The sequence below is a fragment of the Sandarakinorhabdus sp. DWP1-3-1 genome (genome assembly GCF_049896705.1).
Lineage (GTDB): Bacteria > Pseudomonadota > Alphaproteobacteria > Sphingomonadales > Sphingomonadaceae > Sandarakinorhabdus.
Map to the genome: position 1 here is coordinate 671,973 of NZ_JAFCUV010000001.1, position 24,659 is coordinate 696,631.

At 66.8% G+C, this 24,659-nt stretch carries 22 protein-coding genes; 19 read left to right on the top strand and 3 right to left on the bottom strand.

Going from position 1 to position 24,659, the window contains the following annotated elements:
• Window position 1: 1 nt before the first annotated feature.
• Both ligD and ACP7AI_RS03120 read right to left on the bottom strand, forming a co-directional pair.
• On the bottom strand, window positions 2-2,449 hold the full coding sequence (ligD, locus tag ACP7AI_RS03115; RefSeq protein ID WP_426163960.1) for a DNA ligase D: 2,448 nt from the start codon (window positions 2,447-2,449) through the stop codon (window positions 2-4).
• Window positions 2,446-3,330, bottom strand: coding sequence for a Ku protein (locus ACP7AI_RS03120; protein ID WP_426163962.1), 885 nt, complete (start codon window positions 3,328-3,330; stop codon window positions 2,446-2,448). Before ACP7AI_RS03120 ends, ligD begins: the two co-directional genes overlap by 4 nt.
• 351 nt (window positions 3,331-3,681) lie before the next feature.
• Here ACP7AI_RS03120 and ACP7AI_RS03125 point away from each other — a divergent pair, with 351 nt between their 5' ends.
• The 16 genes from ACP7AI_RS03125 to eda all read left to right on the top strand — a co-directional run bounded on the left by ACP7AI_RS03125 (window position 3,682) and on the right by eda (window position 18,175).
• Window positions 3,682-4,908: a glycosyltransferase gene (locus ACP7AI_RS03125; RefSeq protein WP_426163964.1), complete on the top strand. Its 1,227-nt coding sequence runs from the start codon at window positions 3,682-3,684 to the stop codon at window positions 4,906-4,908.
• Window positions 4,901-6,061 (top strand): UDP-galactopyranose mutase, encoded by a 1,161-nt coding sequence (gene glf / locus ACP7AI_RS03130; protein ID WP_426163966.1) that lies wholly within the window; start codon window positions 4,901-4,903, stop codon window positions 6,059-6,061. The genes ACP7AI_RS03125 and glf overlap by 8 nt, the downstream gene beginning before the upstream one ends.
• Entirely contained in the window at window positions 6,058-7,209 is a 1,152-nt protein-coding gene (locus tag ACP7AI_RS03135; protein WP_426163968.1) for a hypothetical protein, read from the top strand. The genes glf and ACP7AI_RS03135 overlap by 4 nt, the downstream gene beginning before the upstream one ends.
• Window positions 7,206-7,499: a hypothetical protein gene (locus ACP7AI_RS03140; protein ID WP_426163970.1), complete on the top strand. Its 294-nt coding sequence runs from the start codon at window positions 7,206-7,208 to the stop codon at window positions 7,497-7,499. The genes ACP7AI_RS03135 and ACP7AI_RS03140 overlap by 4 nt, the downstream gene beginning before the upstream one ends.
• The gene (locus tag ACP7AI_RS03145; RefSeq protein WP_426163972.1) at window positions 7,499-7,885 is read left to right on the top strand and encodes a PRC-barrel domain-containing protein; all 387 of its coding nucleotides are present in this window, start codon (window positions 7,499-7,501) and stop codon (window positions 7,883-7,885) included. The genes ACP7AI_RS03140 and ACP7AI_RS03145 overlap by 1 nt, the downstream gene beginning before the upstream one ends.
• 69 nt (window positions 7,886-7,954) lie before the next feature.
• Window positions 7,955-8,932 (top strand): SPFH domain-containing protein, encoded by a 978-nt coding sequence (locus ACP7AI_RS03150; protein WP_426163975.1) that lies wholly within the window; start codon window positions 7,955-7,957, stop codon window positions 8,930-8,932.
• 100 nt (window positions 8,933-9,032) lie between these two features.
• Complete coding sequence (locus ACP7AI_RS03155; protein WP_426163977.1) at window positions 9,033-9,623, top strand: DUF4178 domain-containing protein; 591 nt, start codon at window positions 9,033-9,035, stop codon at window positions 9,621-9,623.
• Complete coding sequence (locus ACP7AI_RS03160) at window positions 9,620-10,849, top strand: DUF4178 domain-containing protein (protein WP_426163979.1); 1,230 nt, start codon at window positions 9,620-9,622, stop codon at window positions 10,847-10,849. The genes ACP7AI_RS03155 and ACP7AI_RS03160 overlap by 4 nt, the downstream gene beginning before the upstream one ends.
• Window positions 10,846-11,007, top strand: a complete 162-nt coding sequence (locus tag ACP7AI_RS03165) for a hypothetical protein (RefSeq protein WP_426163981.1) — start codon at window positions 10,846-10,848, stop codon at window positions 11,005-11,007. The genes ACP7AI_RS03160 and ACP7AI_RS03165 overlap by 4 nt, the downstream gene beginning before the upstream one ends.
• A gap of 12 nt (window positions 11,008-11,019) precedes the next feature.
• Window positions 11,020-11,229: a DUF350 domain-containing protein gene (locus ACP7AI_RS03170; protein ID WP_426163982.1), complete on the top strand. Its 210-nt coding sequence runs from the start codon at window positions 11,020-11,022 to the stop codon at window positions 11,227-11,229.
• On the top strand, window positions 11,222-12,751 hold the full coding sequence (locus tag ACP7AI_RS03175) for a polyamine aminopropyltransferase (RefSeq protein ID WP_426163983.1): 1,530 nt from the start codon (window positions 11,222-11,224) through the stop codon (window positions 12,749-12,751). Before ACP7AI_RS03170 ends, ACP7AI_RS03175 begins: the two co-directional genes overlap by 8 nt.
• A 74-nt stretch (window positions 12,752-12,825) precedes the next feature.
• The gene (locus tag ACP7AI_RS03180) at window positions 12,826-14,355 is read left to right on the top strand and encodes an FAD-dependent oxidoreductase (protein WP_426163986.1); all 1,530 of its coding nucleotides are present in this window, start codon (window positions 12,826-12,828) and stop codon (window positions 14,353-14,355) included.
• Window positions 14,352-14,717, top strand: coding sequence for an adenosylmethionine decarboxylase (gene speD / locus ACP7AI_RS03185; protein ID WP_426163988.1), 366 nt, complete (start codon window positions 14,352-14,354; stop codon window positions 14,715-14,717). Before ACP7AI_RS03180 ends, speD begins: the two co-directional genes overlap by 4 nt.
• Before the next feature lie 70 nt (window positions 14,718-14,787).
• The gene (edd, locus tag ACP7AI_RS03190) at window positions 14,788-16,602 is read left to right on the top strand and encodes a phosphogluconate dehydratase (protein WP_426163991.1); all 1,815 of its coding nucleotides are present in this window, start codon (window positions 14,788-14,790) and stop codon (window positions 16,600-16,602) included.
• Window positions 16,599-17,564: an ROK family protein gene (locus tag ACP7AI_RS03195; protein WP_426163993.1), complete on the top strand. Its 966-nt coding sequence runs from the start codon at window positions 16,599-16,601 to the stop codon at window positions 17,562-17,564. Before edd ends, ACP7AI_RS03195 begins: the two co-directional genes overlap by 4 nt.
• Window positions 17,561-18,175 carry a bifunctional 4-hydroxy-2-oxoglutarate aldolase/2-dehydro-3-deoxy-phosphogluconate aldolase gene (eda, locus tag ACP7AI_RS03200; RefSeq protein WP_426163995.1) on the top strand — a complete coding sequence of 205 codons (615 nt, stop codon included), beginning with the start codon at window positions 17,561-17,563 and terminating at the stop codon, window positions 18,173-18,175. The genes ACP7AI_RS03195 and eda overlap by 4 nt, the downstream gene beginning before the upstream one ends.
• Window positions 18,176-18,178: 3 nt before the next feature.
• On the opposite strand, the gene ACP7AI_RS03205 is transcribed toward eda, so the two are convergent.
• Window positions 18,179-19,459, bottom strand: coding sequence for a sugar MFS transporter (locus ACP7AI_RS03205; RefSeq protein WP_426163997.1), 1,281 nt, complete (start codon window positions 19,457-19,459; stop codon window positions 18,179-18,181).
• A 273-nt stretch (window positions 19,460-19,732) separates the two neighbouring features.
• Here ACP7AI_RS03205 and ppc point away from each other — a divergent pair, with 273 nt between their 5' ends.
• From ppc to ACP7AI_RS03220, 3 genes are read left to right on the top strand one after another with little or no spacing between them, the layout of a single operon-like run.
• A complete protein-coding gene (gene ppc / locus ACP7AI_RS03210) occupies window positions 19,733-22,396 on the top strand; it encodes a phosphoenolpyruvate carboxylase (RefSeq protein ID WP_426163999.1) in 2,664 nt (887 codons plus the stop codon).
• Between the two features lie 43 nt (window positions 22,397-22,439).
• Entirely contained in the window at window positions 22,440-23,429 is a 990-nt protein-coding gene (locus ACP7AI_RS03215; protein ID WP_426164001.1) for an aspartate carbamoyltransferase catalytic subunit, read from the top strand.
• Window positions 23,426-24,655, top strand: a complete 1,230-nt coding sequence (locus ACP7AI_RS03220; RefSeq protein ID WP_426164003.1) for a dihydroorotase — start codon at window positions 23,426-23,428, stop codon at window positions 24,653-24,655. Before ACP7AI_RS03215 ends, ACP7AI_RS03220 begins: the two co-directional genes overlap by 4 nt.
• Window positions 24,656-24,659: the final 4 nt, after the last annotated feature.

A 24,659-nucleotide genomic window follows, 5' to 3' on the forward strand; every position in this document is an offset into this window, starting at 1 on the left:
TTTAGGTCGGCAGGGAACCTGGCTTCACCGTCTTGCGGCCTTTGGCCATCGCCAGCACCGTCGCCGGGTCAGCAGCGGTAAAGCCGTTCCCGGCGCTGGCGTCCGCCAGTTGTTGCCAGGTCAGCGGCACGGCAACGCCGGCGCCCTCGCGGGCGCGCACCGAAAAGGGCATGACCGCAGTGGCGCCGCGCTGATTGCGCAGCCAATCGACGAAGATGCGGCCCTTGCGCTTGGCCTTGCTCATGGTCGCCGTGAAGTCGTTCGGGGCATCGGCGGCCATCTGCTCGGCAAAGGCCCGTGCCCACGCCTTGACCGCCGGCCACTCGGCCCCGGGCACCAGCGGCGCCACGACATGAACGCCCTTGCCGCCGGTCACCATCGGGAGCGAGGCCAGGCCGACCTTTTTCAGCCGATCGCGGACGAGCAAGGCGGCGGCCTTGACCGCCTCGAACCCCAGGCCTTCGTCAGGGTCCAGGTCGAAGACCAGGCGATCGGGACGTTCCAGATCCACGACGCGTGACCCCCAGCCGTGGAATTCGATCGTTCCCATCTGCACACACGCGACAACGCCGGCGGCGTCCTCGACATAAAGGTAATCCTCCTGCTTGCCGTCGGTTTCGGCGATGGGGACGTGGCGGACGCTGTTGGGGAACATGCCGCTGTCGTGCTTCTGAAAAAAGCACTGCTTGGCCCGCCCTTGCGGGCACCGCACCAGACTGATCGGCCGGCCCGCCATGTCGACCAGCATCGCATTGGCAAGCAGCGCATAATATTCGGCGAGTGCCTGCTTGGTCAGCCCGATATCGGGGAAAACGATACGTTCGGGCGAACTGATGGTGATCTTGAGCTTTTCGAGGGCGCTGGCCGCCGACGGCACCGCCCTGGCGTTGCCGGCCGGCTTTTCGGCGACGACTTCGGCGGCGGGCTTGTCCTCGCGCAGGCCAATGAAGCTGGCGTGGCGGACGTTGCCGTCGGGGGTGAACTCGGCGAACGCCACTTCGGCGACAAGCTCGGGCTTGACCCAATGGGCGCGGCGCCGCGCTTCGGCATCGAGCTTGCCGGCAAAGGCCGGCTTGTCGACGGCGAGGCCGGCGAGCCCGGCGGTGAGCATTTCGAGCATCTGGTCGTTGAAGCCGGTGCCGACGCGTCCGGCATAGCGCAGGCCATCCTTTTCCTGGACGCCGAGCAGCAGCGAGGCAAAGCCGCGACCCTTGTCCGATGTCGACCAGCCGCCGATGACGAATTCCTGGCGGTGGGTGCATTTGGATTTCAGCCAGCCCTTGGACCGGCCACCGCGATAGGGGGCATCGGCACGCTTGCTGACGACGCCTTCATACCCTGCACCGCACAGCGCCGCGAACATGCGTTCGCCGCCTCCGCGGACATGCTCGGCGTAGTGAAGTGGCGCGGGCGCGTCGGCGAGCAGCTTGGCCAGCGCGGCCTTGCGATCGACGAGCGGTCGGCCGGCAAGGTTCTCGCCATCGCATTCGAGCAAGTCGAAGGCAAAAGCGACAAGCGGCCCGCCGTCCTTCAGGGCCGCCTGCAATGTACCGAAGCTCGGTCGGCCCTGCGGGTCGAGGGCACAGATCTCGGTGTCGATCAGCGCCGTGTTGCAGGGCAGGGTCGCTGCTGACGTCGCCACGCTTGCGAACTTGGCCGTCCAGTCGAGGCCAGAGCGGGTATAGGCAACTGCCTTGCCGCCACCAATGGCGAGCAGCGCACGATAGCCATCATACTTGGTCTCGTGCAGCCAGTCGCTGCCTGTTGGCGGCGTGCCGACGAGCGTCGCCAGCTGCAACTCGCGAAAGGCGGCGGGCTTGCCCGTGCGCGTTGCCTTGGACTTGGCCTTCGGCTTGGCGTTACCAGCCGTCTTGCCCTTCGCGATGTCGTCCATGCTGCGCCCCGTGGCGACGCTGTCGACGTGGGTGGCGACCAAGTCACCATCACCGGCGAACGCATCGGCGATCTTGAACAGCAGCCAGTTTTCGCGTGACACCTTCTCGCCCTCATCGGGCTTCAGCCGGATCAGCACCCACTCGCCCTTCATACGCTCGCCATGGAGGATGAAGTGGAACTTGCCATTCTTCACGCCTTCGCGCGGTTCGTCGATCGGTTCCCAGGTGCCGCGGTCCCACAGCATGACCGTGCCGCCGCCATATTCACCGGCCGGTATCGTGCCTTCGAAACTGCCATAATCGAGCGGATGGTCCTCGGTTCGAACCGCCAGGCGACGATCCCTGGTGCTGGTACTCGGCCCGCGCGTCACCGCCCATGACAGCAGCACCCCGTCGAGCTCCAGCCGGAAATCCCAGTGCAGGCGCGTCGCCGCGTGCTTCTGAACCACGAATGCGAGATCCTTGTCCCGAGCCGGGCCGCGCTTGCCGGCAGGCTCGGCGGTGCGGCCGAAATCGCGCTTGGCATTGTAGCTGGCAAGCGGGTCGGCGCTCATGCGCGCTTGCGTGCCGGCTTGGCGGGCGGTGGGGCCTTCGCCGGCGCCTTGTTTGCCTTGGCAGCTGGCTTCTTGGCCACTGCCTTCGCGGGCGCATCGCTCTTGCCGCCTTTCTCGATCGACGCCTTCAGCGCCGACATCAGGTCGATGACGTTCGACGGCTTGACCTCGGGGGCTTCCGGCTTGGCGGGCGCCTTGCCGCGCTTGGCGTCGATCAAGGCCTGCAGAGCTTCCTTGTAGTGGTCATGGAACTTCGCCGGGTCGAACGCGGATGTTCGCTTGGTGATCAAGGCGGTGGCCAGTTCGAGCAATTCCTCGGGCGGCTTGTCATCCGGAATGGCGCGGAAGAACTGGTTGGCCTTGTTGACCTCGTCGGCATAGCGCAATGTTTCGAGTACCATGCCGCGACCGCAGGGCTTCAGGCTGCACAGATACTCATGCCCGCGCATCGCCAGCTGGCCGAGGCCGATTTTCTTGGTCGTTCGCAGCGCATCGCGAATGACGCCAAAGGCCTCCTCTGCGAGATCATCCTTGGGCACGACATAATAGGGCTTCTCGAAATAAATGGGGTCGATCTCGCTGGCGTCGACAAACTGGACGAGTTCGAAAGTCTTGCGGCTTTCCAGCTTCACGTCCTCCAGCTCTTCGTCGCTAAGCAGGACATACTCGCCCTTTTCAACCTCATATCCCTTGACGATATCGTCGGCATCGACTTCGCCAATACCCGGGACGGTCTTTTCGAGCTTGATGCGCTTGCCGCTGGGCTTGTGGATCTGATTGAGCGCAATGCTCGCCGAACTGCGCGTCGCCGAATAGATTTCGACGGGGATCGAGACCAGCGCAAGGCGCAACTGGCCGGACCAATAGGCGCGTGCGGGCATCGTCGGTTCCTTGATATAGCTACACCGTTGAAATCCGCGACGGCGAAAGTCGTTCCGGCGACGGTGTTGCCCGCGGGTACTGGAGCATCTAATGGCCTGCTCCGTTACCGAATTGGTGCACGGATACAGCGGGAACCACTTGCCGACTGACGAGATCGACAAGACAAGTCAGTAGCTCGGCACCAAGTCGCGTGCCGATCAGGTTCGTCGGTTTCGAGCCGAATTGTCTGAACAGATTGTAACGCAGGGCGTGGACGGAACCGGAACAGCGGTTTCGGCATTATTCAGTCAGTCAACAACCCGGCATTGTCCTGATGCCAAGGCTGTCAACCTTTTGTAAGGATGCTGAGGATGCGCGCCATTGTCATGCCGTTTGACCAATCAATCGGTGAAAGCGCGGCGACGCGCCCGCTGTTGATCGTCCTTTCGCATCTTCGGTGGGATTTCGTATTTCAGCGGCCGCAGCACGTGCTTACGCGGGCGACGCGTCATTGCGACGTGATCTACATCGAAGAGCCTCTTTACGAAGGGACCGAGTTCTCGCACCGCACGTTGATCCGCGAGAATGGTGTGCGGGTCGTGCAGCCGTTGGTGCCGCCCGGCACGCCGGAGGCCGATGTGATCTTCCACCAGGGCGACGTGCTCGAGTCGTTTGCAGATGCGGCGATCGGTCGAACGTTATTGCTCTGGTATTATACGCCCATGGCCTATGCCTTTGGCCATCGCATTGACGCCGATGTGGTGATTTTTGACAAGATGGACGAACTTTCAGCCTTCAAATTCGCGTCGCCGCAGCTGCACGTTCTCGAGTCATTGCTGATGGACCGTGCCGATGTCGTCTTCACCGGCGGTGCATCGCTGCAAAAGGCCGCGACCGGTCGTCATGATAATTTGCACTGTTTCCCGTCGAGCATCGACGTCGCTCATTTTGGCGCGGCACGTGATGCTGCGCTCCTCTCCGAGCCTGAGGATATGGTTGCCATTCCGCATCCTCGCATCGGATTTTTCGGGGTGCTGGACGAGCGTATCAACCTTGAACTTGTCGCGGACATGGCGGCGGCTCGGCCCGATTGGCATCTCGTGATGATCGGACCGACCGCCAAGATCGATCCGGCCAGCCTTCCGCAGGCGCCGAACATTCACTGGCTCGGGAGCAAGCAGTACGCCGAACTGCCGCGCTACATGGCGCACTGGGACATTGGATTCATGCCGTTCGCGCTGAACGATGCGACACGTTTCATCTCGCCAACGAAGACGCCGGAGTTTCTGGCGGCCGGGCTGCCCTTGTTGTCGACACCTATCCATGATGTCGTCGAGCCCTACGGCACCCGCGGCTTTGTCGAGGTTGCGGCCACGGCCGATGGAATGGTCTTGGCCGGCGACCGGCTGCTCGCTACGCGCGCCGATGCCGCCGCGGAGAAGCGGCGGCTCACCAAGGTGGATAGTTTCCTTTCCGGCAACAGCTGGGACAAGACTTGGGCCGCCATGTACGCCGAAATTCGCCGGTTCGACGCTCCTACGGTCGCAAAGAGCAGCATGGCGGCAGGCCGCGAGTTGGCGGAGGCGTCGCGTGTTTGATTGGATGATCGTTGGCGCCGGCTTCGCGGGATCGGTCCTCGCGGAGCGACTGGCGTCGCAACGCGGTGATCGGGTTCTCGTCGTCGACCGTCGTAACCACATAGGTGGCAATGCATTCGATCGTTTCAATGAACACGGGCTACTCGTCCACCAATATGGTCCCCATATCTTTCACACGAATTCCGAGCGGATTTTCGACTATTTGTCGAAATTCACCGAATGGCGGCCGTACGAACATCGCGTGTTGGCGCAGGTCGATGGCATGCTGGTGCCGATCCCCATCAATCTCGATACCGTCAACAAGCTTTACAATCTGAATCTGACGAGTGACGAATTGCCCGACTGGTTTGCCGCGCGTGCAGAGCCGGTCGACGTCGTGAAGACATCCAGGGATGTCGTAGTGTCGGTGGTGGGCGTCGAACTCTACGAAAAATTCTTCCAGGGTTACACCCGCAAACAATGGGGTCTCGACCCGTCCGAACTCGACAAATCGATAACCGCGCGCGTGCCGATCCGGACCAATCGAGACGACCGCTATTTTACGGACAGCCACCAGTTTATGCCGCGCGACGGCTACACGCGCATGTTCGAGAAAATGCTCGACCATCCCAATATCGCGGTGATGACGAACACCGACTATCGGACCATTCGCGATCTCGTGCCGCATCGTAACCTGATCTATACGGGTCCCATCGACGAGTATTTCGACCATTGCCACGGCAAGCTGCCGTATCGCTCGCTGCAGTTCCGACACGAAACCTTGGATGTCGAACAGGCGCTGCCGACCGGTACGATCAATTACCCGCAGACCGAGGATTACACCCGTATCAGTGAATACAAGCACATGACCGGGCAGGTGCATCCCAAGACGGCGATCACATACGAATATCCGTCCGCTGAGGGCGACCCTTATTATCCGATCCTGCGTCCCGAAAATGCTGCTTTGTACAAGCGGTACGAAGCCTTGGCGCAGGCGACGCCCGATGTCTGGTTCGTCGGCCGCCTGGCGACGTATCGCTATTACAACATGGACCAGGTCACGGGCCAGGCGCTGGCGACGTTCGAACGTATCGAAGCCAGTATTCCACGTAGCAGCGCGGCGCGGCCGCCTGTTGACCTCGCCCTGCCGGATGATGTGGCCAGCGCTGCATGATCATCGCGCCGGCGCCGGCGACCGCCCCCCGGGGGAGGTTGCTGGCGAGTGACCTCATGGGTGGCTTTGAATGCGCCACGCACAAGCGCCGCGACGGCATCAGGCTCGATCTGTTAGCGACGACGGGACATGACCGGCGCGCCGCCGAAGACTATGCGCTGCTGCAAGCGCATGGCATGTCGGCGTGCCGCGACGGCCTGCGCTGGCACAAGATCGAGGCACGCCCCGGGCGCTATGACTGGTCGAGTGTGGTCCCGATGCTGGAGGCCGCAGGGCAGGCGGGAATGCAAGTTGTCTGGGATCTGATGCATTATGGCGTGCCGAACGGCATCGACATCTGGTCGGCATCGTTCGTCGACCGGTTTGCGGCCTTTGCGGGCGCTGCGGCGCAAGTCGTCAAGGATCACGGTGGCCGTCCCGCAGCCTTTACGCCGGTCAATGAGATGAGTTTCTGGGCGTGGAGCGGTGGCGATACCGGGGGCCTCAATCCGTTTGCACGCGGCCGTGGCGGCGAATTGAAGCGTCAACTGGTCAGGGCAGCCCTTGCAGCAACCGCAGCGGTGCGGGCCGTCGATCCGCAGGCCATTATCGCTTGTGCCGAACCGTTGATCCATATCTGGCCGAACGGGACCAGCCCCGAGGCCGTGGCGCGGGCAAGCGCCCATAACGAGGGGCAGTTCGAAGCCGTCGATATGCTGTTGGGACGCCAGGCGCCCGAGTTGGGCGGATATGCCGGCGCGCTCGACCTTGTCGGGGTGAATTATTACTATAACAACCAGTGGATCGACGGTGATCGGACCGTCTACCTTGGCGATTGGCTGCACCGTCCGTTATCCGACCTGCTGGTCGAGGTATCGGCACGATACGGCCGACCGCTGTACATCGCCGAGACCGGGACGGAGGGCGTGTTTCGTCCCTATTGGCTGCGTTATGTTGCCGACCAGATGCGCGAGGCGCGTCGGCAAGGCGTCGACCTCGAGGCGCTGTGCCTCTATCCGATCATCAGTCATCTCGGCTGGGATGATGATCGTCACTGCGGCAATGGCCTGTTCGAAGGGTTCGATAGCGACGGGCCGCGCCATGTCCATGCCGGCCTGGCGGCCGAAGTAAAGGCGCAGGCGGAGCGCTTTGCGATGGTCGCTGCATGATCGCCGATATTGCCGGCTGGCTCGCGCCGGTGTTGACGACCGTGGCCGCCGTGATGGTTGCTGCTAATCTGGGCTCCCGCATCACGGGGCTGGGCTTTATCGTCTTCGCCGCAGGCTCGGTCGCGTGGCTGCTGGTCGGCGTAGCGACCGGCCAGAACAACCTGACGTTCCAGAACGCTGTGCTGTTCGTCATCAACGTCATCGGGGTGTGGCGCTGGCTGGCAGTGCGGGCGCGCTATGAACGCGGCGCGGCGCGGGCGACACGGGCATCGGCGGGGCGCGCACGCTGATGGCCGATGTCGTCGATGCCAGCCACCGTACATTGAGCCCGGCTTCGCTGCTCTGCACCACCAATGTGCTCGGGCGTGACGGTGAAAAGCTCGGCACAATCGTCGAACTGATGATCGCGGCAGGAGAGGGGCGGATCGACTATGCCGCGCTTGCCATCGGCGGTCGCTTTGGCATCGGCGAGCGCCTGTATGCAGTGCCCTGGGCATGTTTCGTCATCGATCCAGTCGCCGGGAGTGTGGCATTGCCGGTGCTGGCTGCAGACTTCGAGGGGCTTTCGGGGTTCGACAAGGACGCATGGCCAGCCGTGCCCGATGCGGAGTTGACGATGCGGCTGAACGAGGCAGCTCGGCCTGCTGAGGCGGCGGCGGCCCTGCGCGAGGCGTAAGTTGCCCGCAACACCTTGCGCAGCGCCCCTGATGCATTAGGTTTGAGCCTTGTTCGTTGGGGGTTTGAGATGAGCCTGGGCAGCTTTTTTTCTAAACAGTTCGTCGATGTCATCGACTGGACCGATGAATCTGGCGTCCTGGCGCTTCGCTATCCGATCGCCGACCGGGAGATTCAGCACGGCGGCCAATTGACCGTGCGCGAGGGCCAGGCCGCGGTGTTCATGACCGAAGGCCAGCTCGCCGACAAATTCGGGCCTGGCCAGCACACGCTCGATACCTCGACCCTGCCGGTGCTGAGCGCGCTGGAACATTGGGACAAGGGGTTCCAGGCGCCGTTCAAGTCCGACGTCTATTTCTTCTCGCTGCGCCAGCAGATCGATCGGAAATGGGGGACGACCCAGCCGATCACGCTACGCGACAAGGATTTCGGCACGCTGCGGGTCCGCGCCTTCGGCCGCTATGCTTTCACCATCGGCGACGTCGAGACGTTCTGGCGCACGCTGGTGGGCAATCTCGAGCGCTTCACGGTCGATGATGTCGAGCCGCAGCTGCGCGCCGTCGTTGCCACGGCGCTCGCGTCGCATCTCGGGCAGGGCGAAATCGCCTTCCTCGACATGGCGGCGAACCAGCAGGCGTTGTCGGATGCGCTGAAAGCGGCAGTGGCGCCGGCTTTTACCGCGCTCGGGCTCAACCTCACCAGCTTCAACGTCGAAAGCCTGTCGCTTCCTGAGGAAGTCCAGGCGGCAATCGACAAGGCTTCGTCGATCCGGGCGCTCGGCGACCTCGACAAATATGCCAAGTTCCAGGCCGCCGACAGCATCGCAGCGGCCGCGGCCAATCCGTGCGGCGTCGCCGGCATCGGCGCCAGTGCGGCCGCGGGCATGGCGATCGGCCAGGCGATGGGGGTCGGCGGGATGGGCGGCGGGGCGCCGCAGGAAGATGCCTTTGCGTTGATCGGCAAGCTGCACGGTCTGTTGACCGCCGGTGCCATCACCCAGGCCGAGTTCGACGCGAAAAAGGCAGCGCTGCTGGCCAAGATCGGCTGAGCCGGTGCTGGATGCCGCTTGCCCCAGCTGCGGGGCACCGATCGCCTTCCGCTCGGCGGGGTTGCCGATCGTTGTCTGCGATTTCTGCCGCAGCACGGTCATGCGGCGCGGCCCTGACCTGGAGCTGATTGGCGTGTCGGCGCGCGTGCCCGACACGATCACGCCCCTGCAGATCGGTGTGCGTGGCATGTTCGGTGGCAAGGTGTTCGAGCTGATCGGTCGGGTGCGCTGGCAGTGGCGGGACGAGGCCAAGCTTGTCGGTGGCGGCTGGAGCGAATGGCTGGCGCTGTCCGCCGATGGCAGCGCCGGCTGGCTGGCCGAGGCGATGGGTCGCTACACGATGTTGACCGGCATCGAGCCGCTACCGGACGACGACATCGTCCGCCGGGTCGGCGCCGGCGAACCGATCGTTGCCGACATGCTGGTTGAGCTCGCCGGCACCAGCTATCGCACCATCGATGCGCGCACCGCCGAAGTGGTGGGCAGCGAGGGTGAGCTGCCCTTTGCCGCGCCTGCCGGCGAGACGGTGTTCGGGGTCGACCTGGCCAATGCCGGCGGTGGCCGGGCGAGCGTGCAGAGGCATGGCGATGTGGTGACGGCTTGGCGTGGCAGCGCCGTCAAGCTGAGGGCGTTGCAGCCCCGCGGCCTGCGCCGGCTCGACGGCTGGCGCCAGCCCGGCTGGGCGGCATGAGCGACACCCCGCGCGCCCTGTCGTGCCCCAACTGCGGCGCGCCGATCGTGGTGCGTGCGGTCGGCAACACAGTGACCGTCGTCTGCGGCAATTGTGGCAGCAGCCTCGATGCCACCGACCCGGACCTCGCCATATTGAAGCAGAGCGTCGCGGCGGGATCGCGGTCACGCATCCCGCTTGGTACGCGGGGCTTTCTCGGCGGCATCGAATGGGAAGCGATCGGTTTCCTCGAACGCAGCGGTGGCGGCGGGTCCTGGCAGGAAACGTTGCTGTTCAACCCCTGGGAGGGCTATCGCTTCCTCGTCGACGACGGCGAGACCTGGCGACTGGGAACGCCGCTCGACGCGGTGCCGTCCGAAGTCGGCGACGCCGCGACGCTGGGCGGCGACCGCTTTCAGCGCACCGAACGCTATGACGCGCAGGTCGATTTCGTCGTCGGCGAATTCTACTGGCGGGTCGCAGTCGGCGAGACCGTCGATGTTTGCGACTATGAGGGGCAGGGCGAAGCGACGCTGTCTCGCGAGGCCAATGCCGCCGAAGTCGCCTGGACGCGGCTGGAACCCCAGGGCGAGGGCGTCGTCGAGAGCGCATTCGGCCTCGCGCCCGCGGCACCGCGCCGAGCCGCCGGATTCGATGATGCGACTGCGCCGACCTTCAACACCATTGTTGCCGGCATCGCCAGCTTCCTGCTGCTTGCCATATTGATGCTGGCGCCCTGGGGGGTGACGGCGCTCGACACGACCGTGGTCGTCACCCCCGACGGCCCGGCCGTGACGGCCAGGTTCGGACCGGTCGTGCTTGATCGACAGCGCAGCGGCGTTGCGGTCAGGGGCGCGGCTGACCTCGAAAACGCCTGGGTCGAGCTCGATTTCGCGCTGGTCAATCAGGTGACGCAGGAGCGTTATGAGGCATCCACCACCGCCGAACATTATCGCGGTCGCGATTCCGACGGTGAATGGACCGAGGGCGATCGCCGTCCGGACGTGACCTTCGCCAGCATGCCGCGCGGCCGCTATGACCTGGTTGTCGAGGCCACCGCCCATGTCTGGCCGGCGCGCCAGAGCTGGGAGCAACCGGCGGCCCTGTCCGAACCCCCGATCCCGGTCAGGGTGATGGTGACACGCAACGCCACCTTCTGGGGCGTGCTGTGGCTGGCGCTGATCGTGACCTGGGCGATCCCGCTGACGCAGTGGTTTTTCTGGTATCAGGCCAAGAGCGACGAATGACGATTGTTGGTCGCATCCTGTTCATCGCCTGGTGCAGCCTGGTGGTCATCCTGTTCGCCATGGCGGTCAGCAACGGCTGGTCGCCGTTCGCGGATAGCGGGCGCGGCGGCAGCGGCGGGATTTTCGTGCGGAGCGGCGGCGGGCCGCGTCACAAATAAGGGGACTGTGCCATGCTGACCATGAATGTCTTTCTCGCAACCCTGGCCTATGCCTTGCTCGGCATCGTGATCTTCGTTGTCGGGTTCCGGCTGTGGGACTGGCTGACGCCGACCGATATCTGGAAGGAAATCGCCGAAAAGCACAATATCGCGCTGGCGATCCTGTCCGGCGCCGTCGCCATCGGCCTCGCCATCATCATCGGCAGCGCCATTCATGGCTGATGCCCCGGCTGGGGACGCGGTGACGCGCCTCGGCCCGATCCTGCTGTTTTCGGCCTTTGTCGTTGCCACCTGCGGCCTTGTCTACGAACTCCTCGCCGGCACGCTGGCCAGCTATCTGCTCGGCGACAGCGTCACCCAGTTTTCGACCGTCATCGGCACCTATCTGTTCGCGATGGGCATGGGCGCCTGGCTGTCGCGCGGGGTGAAGCGCAACGAGCTCGCGGTGTTCATCCGTGTCGAGATCCTGATCGCGGCGATCGGCGGCGGTTCGGCGGCGCTGCTGTTCCTGCTGTTCGATCGCGTCGGCGATTTTCGGCTGCCGCTCTATGGCATGGTGCTGCTGATCGGCACGCTGGTCGGCCTCGAGGTGCCGCTGCTGATGCGACTGCTGAAGGACCGGCTGGAATTCGGTGACCTGGTGTCGAAGGTGCTGACCTTCGACTACATCGGTGCGCTGGCAGCGTCGCTGCTGTTCCCCTTGGTGCTGGTGCCGTATCTGGGGCTGATCCGCACGGGTTTCCTGTTCGGGCTCGCCAATGTCGCGGTGGCGCTGGGCCTGCTGCTGGTGCTGCCGCGCAGCGCCCGCTTGCCGCGCGAGACGGCAGCGGGGATCATGGTCGCGACGTTGCTGTTGGTGGGCCTGTTCGCCGCCGAGCGGCTGCAGAAACTTGCCGAGGTCGCAGCCTACCAGGCGCCGGTCATCTATGCCCAGTCGACGCCTTATCAGCGCATCGTGCTGACCAAGGCCGGCGATGATCTTCGGCTCTATCTCAACGGCAACCTGCAGTTTTCGTCGCGTGACGAATATCGCTATCACGAGGCGCTGGTGCATCCGGCGCTGGGGCGAGTGGCGCGGCCGGCGCGGGTGCTGGTGCTCGGCGGCGGTGACGGGCTGGCGCTGCGCGAAGTGCTGAAGCATCCGGGGGTCGAAGCGATCACGCTGGTCGATCTTGATCCGGCCATGACGCAGCTGTTTTCGGGCAGTGCCATGTTGACGGCGATCAATCGCAAGGCGCTGACCGACCGGCGGGTTCGCGTCGTCAATGCCGACGCCTTTGTCTGGCTGCGGGCAAACCGGGACCAGTTCGACGCCGTCGTCGTCGATTTCCCCGATCCAACCAATTTCTCGGTCGGCAAGCTCTACACGCTCAGCCTGTACCGCGAACTGGCGCGGGCCATCGCTCCCGGCGGCATCGCCGTCATCCAGAGCACGTCGCCGCTGGTGGCGCCGCGTGCCTATTGGACGGTGGCGGCGACGCTGGAGGCGGCGGGGCTGGCGACGCGCGCCTATCACGCCAATGTGCCGAGTTTCGGCGAATGGGGCTTCATCCTGGCGGCGCATCGACCGATCGGCAGCGCGGTACGGCTGCCGGCGGGGCTGCATTTCCTCGACGCGCCAACGCTGGCGGCGATGTCGGTGTTCCCGCCCGACATGGCGCGCCGCCCGGTCGAAGTGAACCGGCTCGACAACCAGGTGCTGGTCCGCGCCTTCGACGCCGAATGGTCGCGGTTCGAAGGGTGAGGGGGATCGGTTTTACCAGGCGCGGTGCGATTGCAGCGGGCGCGGCGCTGGCGGCGTGTCGGCCGCCGCGTGCCATGCCCGGCACGCTCGGCGGCGCCGACATGGCACGCGGGCATCTGCTGCGCGACGCCTTTGGTGACGCGGCCCCGGCCGAAACGCGCCGGACCGGCATCGCCATATTGGGAGGCGGCATCGCCGGACTGGCGGCGGCGTGGACGCTGGCAGAGGCCGGCTATCGCGATTTCCGGCTGCTGGAACTGGAGGATCGCAGCGGCGGCAATGCCCGTTCGGGACGCAACGTCATTTCCGCCTATCCGCTCGGCGCGCATTACCTGCCGATCCCCAATGCCGAGGCGGTGGGGGTGCGGCATCTGCTCGACCGGCTCGGCATCATCACCGGCTGGCAGGGCGGCAAGCCGGTGTTCGACCCCTATCAGCTGGTCGGCGACCCCGACGAACGACTGCTGCGCCTGGGGCGCTGGCAGGAAGGCCTGGTGCCCACGCTGGCACTCGCCAAAGGCGAACGCGACGAGATCCAGGGGTTCTTTGCCGCCATGGCCGATTTTGCTGCAGCGCGGGGCACCGACGGCCGGCCGGCGTTTGCCATTCCGATGGAGCTCAGCTCGCGCGATCCGGCATTGCTGGCGCTCGACGCGCAAAGCTGGACAGGTTGGCTCGACGCGCATGGCTATACCGGTGCCGAGCTGCGCAGCCATATCCGCTACGTCTGCCGCGACGAATATGGCACCGAGCCCGGCGAGGTTTCGGCCTGGACGGGCATCCACTATTTCGCCGGCCGGCGCGGTGATGCCGTCGGCGATGGCGATGCGGTGCTGACCTGGCCGGGCGGGACAGGGCATCTGGCCGACGCGATGGCATCGCGGGTCGGATCCCATGTCGACACCGGCCACGTCGTCGGGCGGGTCCGGCGGCGCGGCGATGGGGTCCACGTCGACGCGCTCGATGCCGTGCGCCGGCGCCGGGTGCGGATCGATGCCGATGCCGCGATCATCGCCATGCCACGCTTCGTCGCCGCCCATGTCGTCGAGGGTTGGGAAGGCTCGGCGGATGGCTTTTGCTATGCACCCTGGATCGTCGCCAATGTCAGTGTCAACCGGCTGCCGGCCGGGCCCGGCGCGGCGCTGGCGTGGGACAATGTCTCGGCGACGTCCAATTCGCTCGGCTATGTCGTGGCGACCCACCAGGGCCTCGCCAGCGTCGGCGGTGCGAGCGTGCTGACCTGGTACCTGCCGCTGTCCGAAATGGCGCCCGCGAAGGCACGCGCGCTGATGCAGGCGCGGCCGCTGGCAGACTGGCAGCGTGTCGTCCATGACGATCTGATGGCAATGAACCCCGATCTCGACGGCGCGATCAGCCGTATCGACGTCTGGCGGTGGGGCCATGCCATGGTACGGCCGGTGCCGGGCTTCATGTGGGGTGCGGCACGTCAGGCGGCGGCGCGGTTCGCACCGCCGCTGTTCGCCGCACATTCGGACCTCAGCGGTATCTCGATCTTCGAGGAGGCGCATTACCGCGGCACCCTGGCGGCGGAAGCGGCGATGCGCCACGTCGGTTTTGCCCATCGGTCGCTGCTGGTCGCATGACGGCCTTGGGAACACATCTGCTCGCCGATCTGTACGGCTGCCGGCATCTCGACGACCCGGTGGCGATCGAGGCAGCACTGCGCGCAGCTGTCCTGGCGGCCGGGGCGACCCTGATCGATATCCGGCTGCATCACTTCGGCGGCCACCACGGCGTCACCGGCGTCGCGTTGCTGGCGGAATCGCACATGTCGATCCACAGCTGGCCTGAATATGGCTTTGCCGCGATCGATATCTTCCTGTGCGGTGCTACCCAGAGCCCGGCCGCAGCGCTAGCGACCGTGGCAGCGCACTTGGCAGCGACGCGGATCGTCGAGCACAGCATCGCGCGCGGCGGCCATGTCGGGGTGGATCCGGCGCGATAGCGGGGCGAGTGACGGGGAAAAGCCGCCTCCCGGGGTTGCTTCGCTGCCGACCGCTGCCCACAACAGGGGCATGAGCGCCCTGCATCCCGTCGTCGCCGCGGTCACCGATCGCATCATCGAACGCTCCGCGCCGGGCCGCGCCGCCTATCTGGCGCTGATCGATCGGCAGCGCGAGGCCGGCACCAATCGCACCAGCCTGTCGTGCGGCAATCTCGCCCATGGTTTCGCGGCATCGGGAGAGGACAAGCCGGTCATTCGCGGCGGCCGGGCGCCGAATATCGGCATCGTCACGGCGTATAACGACATGCTGTCGGCGCATCAGCCCTATGGCCGCTACCCGGAGCAGATCAAGATCGCGGCGCGGGAAGCCGGGGCCACGGCGCAAGTGGCCGGCGGCGTGCCGGCGATGTGCGATGGCGTTACGCAAGGCCAGGCCGGCATGGACCTTTCCCTGGCCAGCCGCGACGTCATCGCGCTGGCGACGGCGGTGTCGCTGTCCCATGCGATGTTCGAGGCGGTGCTGCTGCTCGGCATCTGCGACAAGATCGTGCCGGGGCTGCTGATCGGAGCGCTGCGCTTCGGGCACCTTCCGGCAATCTTCGTGCCCGCGGGGCCGATGCCGTCGGGGCTGGCCAACAAGGAAAAGCAGCGGGTCCGCCAGCTTTATGCGGAAGGGAAAGCGACCAGGGCCGAGCTGCTCGATGCCGAGGCGGCGTCGTATCACGATGCCGGCACCTGCACATTCTATGGCACCGCCAACAGCAACCAGATGATGATGGAGGTCATGGGGCTGCACATGCCCGGCGCCGCCTTCGTCAATCCGGGCACGAAATTGCGCACCGAGCTGACGCGGGCGGCGACGCACCGGGTGGCGGCGCTGACTTGGGATGGCGACGATTACCGCCCGCTGGGGCGCTGCGTCGATGAGAAGGCCATCGTCAATGCGATCGTGGGCCTGCTCGCGACCGGCGGCTCGACCAATCATGCCATTCACCTGCCGGCGATGGCGCGGGCGGCGGGGATCAGCATCGACTGGCAGGACTTCGACGAGTTGTCGGCGGTGGTGCCGCTGCTGGCGCAAGTCTACCCCTCGGGGTCGGGCGATGTGAACGATTTCCACCATGCCGGCGGCATGGGCTTCATCATTCGTGAACTGCTGGCAGGTGGTCTGCTGCACGGCGACATCATGACCGTCGCGCGCCAATCGCTGGCCGGTTATGCCGTGGAGCCGGCGCTGGTCGACGAAGCGCTGGCCTGGCCCGAGGCGCCGGCCGCGCCGCGCGACCGTTCGATGCTGCGCAACCTTGCCGAGCCGTTCTTTCCGGATGGCGGCATGCGGCTGGTCAGCGGCAATCTGGGCCGGGCGATCTTCAAGACGAGTGCGGTGGCCGAGGAACGCTGGACCATCGAGGCGCCGGCGCGGGTGTTCGCCGACCAGGATGATGTGCTGCGGGCTTTCAAGGCGGGTGAGCTGGAGCGTGATGTCGTGGTCGTGGTGCGTTTCCAGGGCCCGCACGCCAACGGGATGCCGGAGCTGCACAAGCTGACGCCGGCGCTGGGCGTGCTGCAGGACCGCGGCTTCAAGGTGGCGCTGGTCACCGACGGCCGCATGTCGGGGGCCAGCGGCAAGGTGCCGGCGGCGATCCATGTGACGCCCGAGGCGGCGCTGGGCGGTGCGTTGGGGCTGCTGGAGGATGGTGACATGGTGCGCGTCTGTGCCCGCACCGGGGCGCTGTCGGTGCTGGCGGACCTGGCCGGCCGGACGCCGGCGCCGGTGCCGCCTGGGCCGGAAGGCACGGGGCGCGAGCTGTTCGCCTTCATGCGCGCCGGCAGCGATACCGCCGAGCGCGGCGCCTCGGCGATACTGGCGGGGGCCGGGCTTTGAGTCAGGTGGTCGCCGTCGATATCGGCGGCACCCATGCGCGCTTTGCCATTGCCGAGGTCGCGGGCGGCCGCGTGCAGTCCATCGGTGCGCCAACGACGCTGAAGACCGCCGAACACGCCAGTTTCCAGACCGCATGGCAGGCCTTTGCCGCTGTACACGGCCCGTTGCCGCGCGCCGCCGCCATCGCCTTTGCCGGGCCGGTCAAGGGCCAGGCGCTGCAATTGACCAACAGCCATTGGGTGGTACGGCCGGACCTGATCCGCGAGCGCTTGAACGTCGACGATTATGTGGTGATCAACGACTTCGGCGCCGTAGCCCATGCGGTGGCGCAGGCGGGTGCCGACAAGTTCCGGACGCTGTGCGGACCCGATGTCGCGCTGCCCGACCGCGGCGTCATCAGCATCATCGGGCCGGGCACCGGGCTCGGCGTTGCCCAGCTGCTGCGCAACGACGGCCGCTACGATGTGGTCGAGACGGAAGGCGGACACATCGATTTTGCCCCGCTGGATGCGTTCGAGGACGGCTTGCTGGCGACATTGCGGCGGCGGACGCGGCGGGTTTCGGTGGAGCGCATCGCGTCGGGTAGCGGCCTCGCCAGCCTGTACGAGGCGCTGGCGGCGATCGAAGGCGTGCCGGTGGTGGCGCGCGACGACAAGGCGCTGTGGACGGCGGCGCTTGACGGCAGCGACAACATCGCCGTGGCGGCGCTCGACCGCTTCTGCATGACGCTGGGATCGGTGGCAGGCGACATTGCGCTGGCCCAGGGAGCGCACGCCATCGTCATTGCCGGCGGCCTCGGGGCACGGCTGGCGAAGCATTTGCCACAATCGGGGTTCGGTACGCGGCTGGCGGCGAAGGGGCGGTTCGAGCCGATGATGCGGGCGCTGCCGGTCAAACTGATCATCTTGGACGAGCCGGGGCTGTTCGGTGCCGCGGCGGCCTATGCACGGGAGCATCCATGACCAGCATCGACGATATCATGCGGACGGCGCCGGTGATCCCGGTGCTGGTCATCGAGGACGTGAGCGAGGCCCGGCCCATCGCCGAAGCGCTGGTCGCCGGCGGGCTTCGTGTGCTGGAAGTGACGTTGCGGACCCCCGCGGCGATGGCCGTGATCGCCGAAATGGCCAAGGTAGAGGGCGCGATCGTCGGGGCGGGGACCGTGCTCAACACCCGGGACCTGGACGGCGCAATCGCCGCCGGCGCGCAGTTCATCGTCAGCCCGGGGCTGACCGAGGGGCTGGGGCGGGCGGCGATCGCCAGCGGCGTGCCGTTTTTGCCGGGAATCGCCAACGCCGGCGACCTGATGCGCGGGCTGGAACTGGGGCTCGACCGCTTCAAGTTTTTCCCGGCGGTGGCGTCGGGCGGGCTGCCGACGCTGCGCGCACTGGCCGCGCCGTTCGGCATGGTGCGGTTCTGCCCGACGGGCGGCATCACCTTTGCGTCGGCGCCGGAGTGGCTCGCGGAGCCTTCGGTGCTGTGCGTCGGCGGGACCTGGCTGGTCGGCAAGAGCGGCGTGGACGCGGCGGGTATCGAGGTTGCGGCGCGAGCGGCAGCGCGGCTGCGGATCTAGGCGTCAGCGCACCAGCGGCCGGCGCGCATAGAGGCCATATCCTGCTATCACCGCATAGCACAGCGCCGGTACCACCAGCGCCATCTGCAGGTTGCTGGCATCGGCGACGCTGCCGGTGAGGGGCGGGATGATGGCGCCGCCGACGATGGCGACGCAGATGAGGCCCGATCCTTCGGCGGCGCGCTTGCCCAGGCCCTCGCTCGCCAGGCTGAAGATGGTCGGGAACATGATCGAATTGAACAGGCCGATGCCCAGCAACGTCCAGCCGGCGATGGCGCCGCCGCTGTTCGCTGACAGCGCCAGCAGGGCAATGGCGACGGCGGCGACAGTCGCGAGCAGCTTGCCGGGCGACACCAGACGCAGCAGCCAGGCGCCGATGAAGCGGCCGACGAGGGCGCCGCCCCAGTAGAGCGGCAGGTGCTTGCCGGCGTCCTGTTCGGCAAGGCCCATGACTTCGGGGCGCATCAGATAGTTGACGATCAGCGAGCCGATGGCGACTTCGGCACCGACATAGAGGAATATGCAGGCAGCCCCCCAGGCAAAGCGAGGCCGTTTCAGCAGGTCGAAGGCCCTTGTGATGCTGACATCGTCGCTGCGATCGTTGGTGAGGCGATGGCGGCGGGTCCAGACGACGGCGGCGATGATGACCAGCGCCGCGGCAAGGCCGAGGTAGGTGCGGACGACGACTTGGGTCTCCGCGGTGCGATAGGCGTCGAGCGCAGCGCCGCTAAGCGTCGCCGGATCGACGGTGGCGAGGCCGCCGAGGATGATGATCGCACCGAAAAACGGGAAGATCGTGGTGCCGAGCGAGTTGAAGGCCTGCGCAAACGTCAGCCGGCTATGGGCGGTGAGGGGTGGTCCCAATAGCGAGATCAGCGGATTGGCGACGACCTGGACCAGCGTGACGCCGCTGGCGAGGACGAACAGCGCCAGCAGGAACAGCGGAAACTGCCCCGATTGCGATGCCGGGATGAACATCAGGCAGCCTGCGGTCATGGTCAGCAGGCCGATCGCGGCGCTGCGCATGTAGCCGAGCCGCTTGACGATGGCGGCACCGGGCAGCGACATGATGAAATAGGCGGCGAAAAACGCTGATTGCACCAGCATCGCCTGGGCATAGCTGAGGGTAAAAAGGTCCTTCAGCTTGGGAATGATGACATCGTTGAGGCTGGTGATGCCGCCGAAGATGAAGAACAGCCCGAAGACGAAGATGCGCAGGTCGGGGGCGTCGACCCTCTGGGGCGTCTCTGGGGGGGCGGCAGCCACGGTCGGCGCGAGGGCCATCAGCGATCCAGTTCTTCGAGGGGTGTTGTCGGGCATTGCGGGCATCAACGGACCGGCGGCATGTCCAGCGCGTTGATCATGGGAACGTTACCATAACCGGCCCGAAGGCCGTTACAAGACACAACCGGTCAGCACCGATCGACCTGCGAGTGTAGAATCTCGACCGTCGGCGTCCGGCGGTCGAGACCGGATTTTGCGGAGCTGCCGGTAGCGAGCTGTTGCGCTGCAACATTTGGCATCGACAATGGCGACGCCACACGCTTCACTGCCGCCATGAACCAGCCTGCGCCCGCTTCCGATCGCGAGGATGTCCGCTATCTCGGGCGGCTGCTCGGCGATGTCATTCGCGAACAGGACGGCGCCGCGGTGTTCGACGCGATCGAAGGTATCCGCCAGGCCAGTGTCGCCGCGCACCGGGCGCCGGACGGGGCGTCGCGGCGGGCGCTCGAGGAGCGGCTCGAGCGGCTCGAGCTTGGCGACACGCTCCGCTTCGTGCGCGGCTTCCTGCTGTTTTCGCTGCTCGCCAACCTGGCCGAGGATCGCGGCGGCAGCGGCCGGCGCGAGGCGACGCTGGCCGGCGCGATCGACCGGCTGGCGGCGGCCGGGGTGCCTCGCGCCGAGGTCACGGCGCTGCTGCAGCGCGCACTGATCGCGCCGGTATTGACCGCCCACCCGACCGAGGTGCGCAGGAAGAGCATGATCGACCGCGAGGCGGCGATCGCGGCGCTGATGGCGCAATGCCAGGCGGGGTTCTGCGACATGGCGACCGAGGCCGAACTGGTCCGCCAGATCACCATCCTGTGGCAGACGCGGCCGCTGCGTGCGGTGAAGCCCGTCGTCGCCGACGAGATCGCCTCGGCACTGTCGTATCTCGAAAGCAGTTTCCTGCCCGTCCTGCCGCGGCTCCATGCCGAATGGGAGGCACTGACCGGCGCGACGCTGCCGCCGTTCCTGCGGCCGGGAAGCTGGATCGGCGGTGATCGAGACGGCAACCCCAATGTCGATGCCGGCACGCTGCAGGCGGCGCTGGCGGCGCAGGCGGGGGTGGCGCTGGGGCATTATCTGCGCGAACTCAACGTGCTGGGCGCCGAGCTGTCGATGTCGTCGGCGCATGTCGCGGTGTCGGAGGCGGTGGCGGCACTGGCGGACAATAGCGGCGACACCGCGGCAAGCCGCGCCGACGAGCCCTATCGCCGCGCCCTGAGCGGCGTCTATGCGCGGACCGCCGCCAGCTACCGCCTGCTGACCGGCAAGGCGCCGGGACTGGCCGGGATCGTTGCTGCCGCGCCCTATCATCGTGCCGCGGACCTGTTGGCCGACCTGGAGGCGGTGGCGGCGTCGCTGATGGCGCATGGCGGCAAGGCGATGGTCGGTGCACGACTGGACCAGCTGATCCGCGCCGTGCGCATCTTCGGCTTTCACCTGGCGACGCTCGACCTGCGCCAGAATGCCGATGTCCATGCCCGCGTCGTCGCCGACCTGCTGCGTGTTGCCGGGGTGCCGGGCGATTACAGCGCCATGGACGATGCGGCGCGGGTGGCGCTGCTGGGGGCGGAACTTGCATCGCCGCGGCTGCTGTTCAACTCGCACGCCGACTATGACGCCGAAACATGCAAGGAAATGGCGATCCTGCGCGCCGCTGCGGAGGCGCACCGGAACTTCGGGCCGGAGGCGATCCGCGCCTATATCGTGTCAAAGACCAGCGGGGTCGCCAATCTGCTCGAGGTTTATGTGCTGCTGAAGGAGGTCGGGCTGTATGTGCCCGGCGACCCGCCGCATTGCCCGGTCATGGCGGTGCCGCTGTTCGAGACGATCGCGGACCTGGAGGCGGCGCCCGATGTGATGGCGCGCTACCTCGATCGCCCCAAGGCGGCGGCGCTGGCCACCGAGCGCGGCCATCAGGAGGTGATGATCGGCTATTCGGATTCGAACAAGGATGGTGGTTATCTGACCTCGAACTGGTCGTTGCACGAGGGCGCGCTGGCGCTGACCGGGGTGTTCGCGGCGCGCGGCCTGCAGATGCAGCTTTTCCACGGCCGCGGCGGCGCCGTCGGCCGCGGCGGCGGGCCGGCGTTCGACGCCATCCGGGCCCAGCCGCAGGGCACGGTGATGGGCCGCATCCGCATCACCGAACAGGGCGAGGTGATCGCGTCGAAATACGGCACGCCGGCGGTAGCGGCGGTGAGCCTGGAAACGATGGCGGCGGCGACCGTGCTCGCCAGCCTGGAGCCGCCGCGGTTGAGCGAGGCCGAGTTCGCGCGGTTCCGGGCCGCCATGGCCGATATCAGCGCGGCGGCGTACCGCGGCTATCGCGCGCTGGTTTACGAGACGCCGGGCTTCAACGGCTTTTTCCGCGCCTGCACGCCGATCACCGAGATCGCCGAGCTGAAGATCGGCTCGCGCCCGGCGTCGCGCACCGCGTCGGACCGTATCGAGGATTTGCGCGCCATCCCCTGGGTGTTCAGCTGGGCGCAGGCGCGGATCATGCTGCCGGGCTGGTATGGGACGGGGGAGGCGCTGGCCGATTATCCCGACAAGGGCTTGCTGGCGGAGATGGTCGCGGCGTGGCCGTTCCTGGGCGCGACGCTGTCGAACCTGGAGATGGTGCTGGCCAAGTCGAACATGGAGATCGCCCGCCGTTATGCCGGGCTGGTGCCCGATGTGGCGCAGCGCGACGCGATTTTTGGGCGGATCGCGGGGAGCTGGGAACGCACGCGCGACACGCTGCTGATGCTGACGGGGCAGGGCGCGCTGCTGGAGAACCAGCCGGCGCTGGCGCGATCGGTGAAATTGCGGCTGCCCTACATCGATCCGCTCAATGAGCTGCAGATCGAACTGATCCGGCGTCGGCGCGGCGGTGAGGAGGACGGTCGCATCGCCGAGGGCATCCACTTGACGATCAACGGCATTGCCGCGGGGCTGCGCAATTCGGGGTGAACGGCTTGCCCTTTGGGGGCCTGATGACCTAAACCCGCGGGCGATGAAGCATGCCCCGCACCCCGCCATCGCCGCCGGTGCTCATCCGTTTCCGCATTCCCACTTGCTCGGCATCGGCGCGCTCCAGCCTTGGGAAATGCTGTTCCTGCTCGACGAGGCGGAACAGTGGGTCGACCTCAACCGCGGGCGGTCGAAGCATGACAATCGTCTGGCGGGGCTGACCCAGGTCAACGCCTTTTTCGAGAATTCGACGCGGACGCTGCTGAGCTTCGAGATCGCCGGCAAGCGGCTTGGCGCCGATGTCGTCAACCTGGGCGTGCAGGGATCGTCGGTAAAAAAGGGCGAGACCCTGCTCGACACGGCGCTGACGCTCAACGCCATGCACCCCGACCTGATCGTCATCCGGCACGGATCGTCGGGGGCGGTGCAGCTGATCGCCGAAAAGGTCGATTGCCCGGTGCTCAATGCCGGCGACGGGCGGCACGAGCACCCGACCCAGGCCCTGCTCGATGCGCTGACCATCCGGCGGCGCAAGGGCCGCCTTGAAGGCCTGACGGTGGCGATTTGCGGCGATATCCTGCACAGCCGCGTGGCGCGATCGAATTTTCAGCTGCTGGGGTCATTGGGCGCCAAGGTGCGGGTGGTGGCGCCGCCGACGCTGCTGCCGGCCAATGTCGAGCAATTGGGCGTCGATGTGTTCACCGACATGGACAAGGGGCTGGCCGGCGTCGACGTGGTGATGATGCTGCGGTTGCAGACCGAGCGGATGGATGGCGCCTATGTGCCATCGACGCGCGAATATTTCCGCTTTTTCGGGCTGACCGACGCGCGGCTGGCCCATGCCGCGCCCGATGTGCTGGTCATGCACCCCGGCCCGATGAACCGCGGCGTGGAGATCGACGGCAGCATCGCCGACGACATCGTTCGCAGCGCCGTCACCGAACAGGTCGAGATGGGCGTCGCGGTGCGCATGGCCTGCCTCGACGTGCTGACGCGGACGCGGCGCGAAGTCGCCGGCTGGCCCCACCCATGAGGCCGCTGGCGATCACCGGCGCGCGCGTCATCGACCCGGCGTCGGGGCGTGACGGCGTCGCGACCGTGCTGGTTCGCGACCGGGTCATCGCCGGCATCGGCAGCGATGCGCCGCCGGCCGAGGCGGAGCTCATCGACGGCAGCGGCCTGGTGCTCGCCCCGGGGCTCATCGACACCGGCGTGTTCCGCGCCGATCCGGCGGCCTGCCACGCCGGCGGCATCACCCGCGTGGTGCTGATGCCCGACCAGCGGCCGCCGCTCGACGATCCGGCGCTGGTGGCGTTCGCGCAGGCGATGGGCAAGCCGGGCGTCTGGGTGCATCCGCTGGTGGCGGCGACGCGCGGCCTCGCGGGGCAGGAACTCGCCGAGATCGGGCTGGGGCAGGCGGCGGGCGCTGTCGGCGTGGCGACCGGGCGCGGCGCCATCGCCAGCAGCGCCGTCATGCACCGGCTATTGTCCTATTCGCGTGCCTTCGACCTGCCGGTGGTGACCCATGCCGAGGACCCGGCGTTGACGGCCGGCGCCGTGGCGACCGAGGGGGATTATGCGACGCGGCTGGGCCTCGCTGCGGCGCCGGCCTTTGCCGAGAGCTTGGCGATTGCCCGCGATATCAGGCTGGCGGAGGCGACCGGCGCGCGGCTGCACATCCGGCAGGTGACGACGGCGGAGGGCATTGCGCTGGTCCGCGATGCCCGGGCGCGCGGTGTTGCGGTGACGGCCGGGGTGACTCCGGCGCACTGGCTGCTGAACGAGACGGCGGTGGCGGGTTTCCGCTCGTTCGCGCGGCTGTCGCCGCCGTTGCGCAGCGACGACGACCGGCGTGCGGTGGAGGCCGGCATCGCCGATGGCACCATCACCATCATCGCATCGGGCCATGACCCGCGCACCCAGGAAGACAAGCGCCTACCGTTCGCCGATGCCAAGCCCGGCATGGCCGGGGCGGAGACGTTGCTGGCGCTGGCGCTGTCGCTGGTGCGGTCGGGCACGTTTACGCTCGTACAGGCGTTGGCGACCATGACGGCGGCGCCGGCGGCGCTGTTCGGATTGCCGGGCGGCACGTTAAGCCTCGGCTCACCTGCCGATCTTATGCTGTTCGACGAAGCGGCGCCGTGGCGGATCGATGGCGATCGCTTTACGGGTGCCGGCAATACGCCGTTCGACGGCCTGCCGGTGGCAGGGCACGTGCGGATGACGATCAAGGGTGGAGAGCTGGTTTGGCGCGGGTAGGATT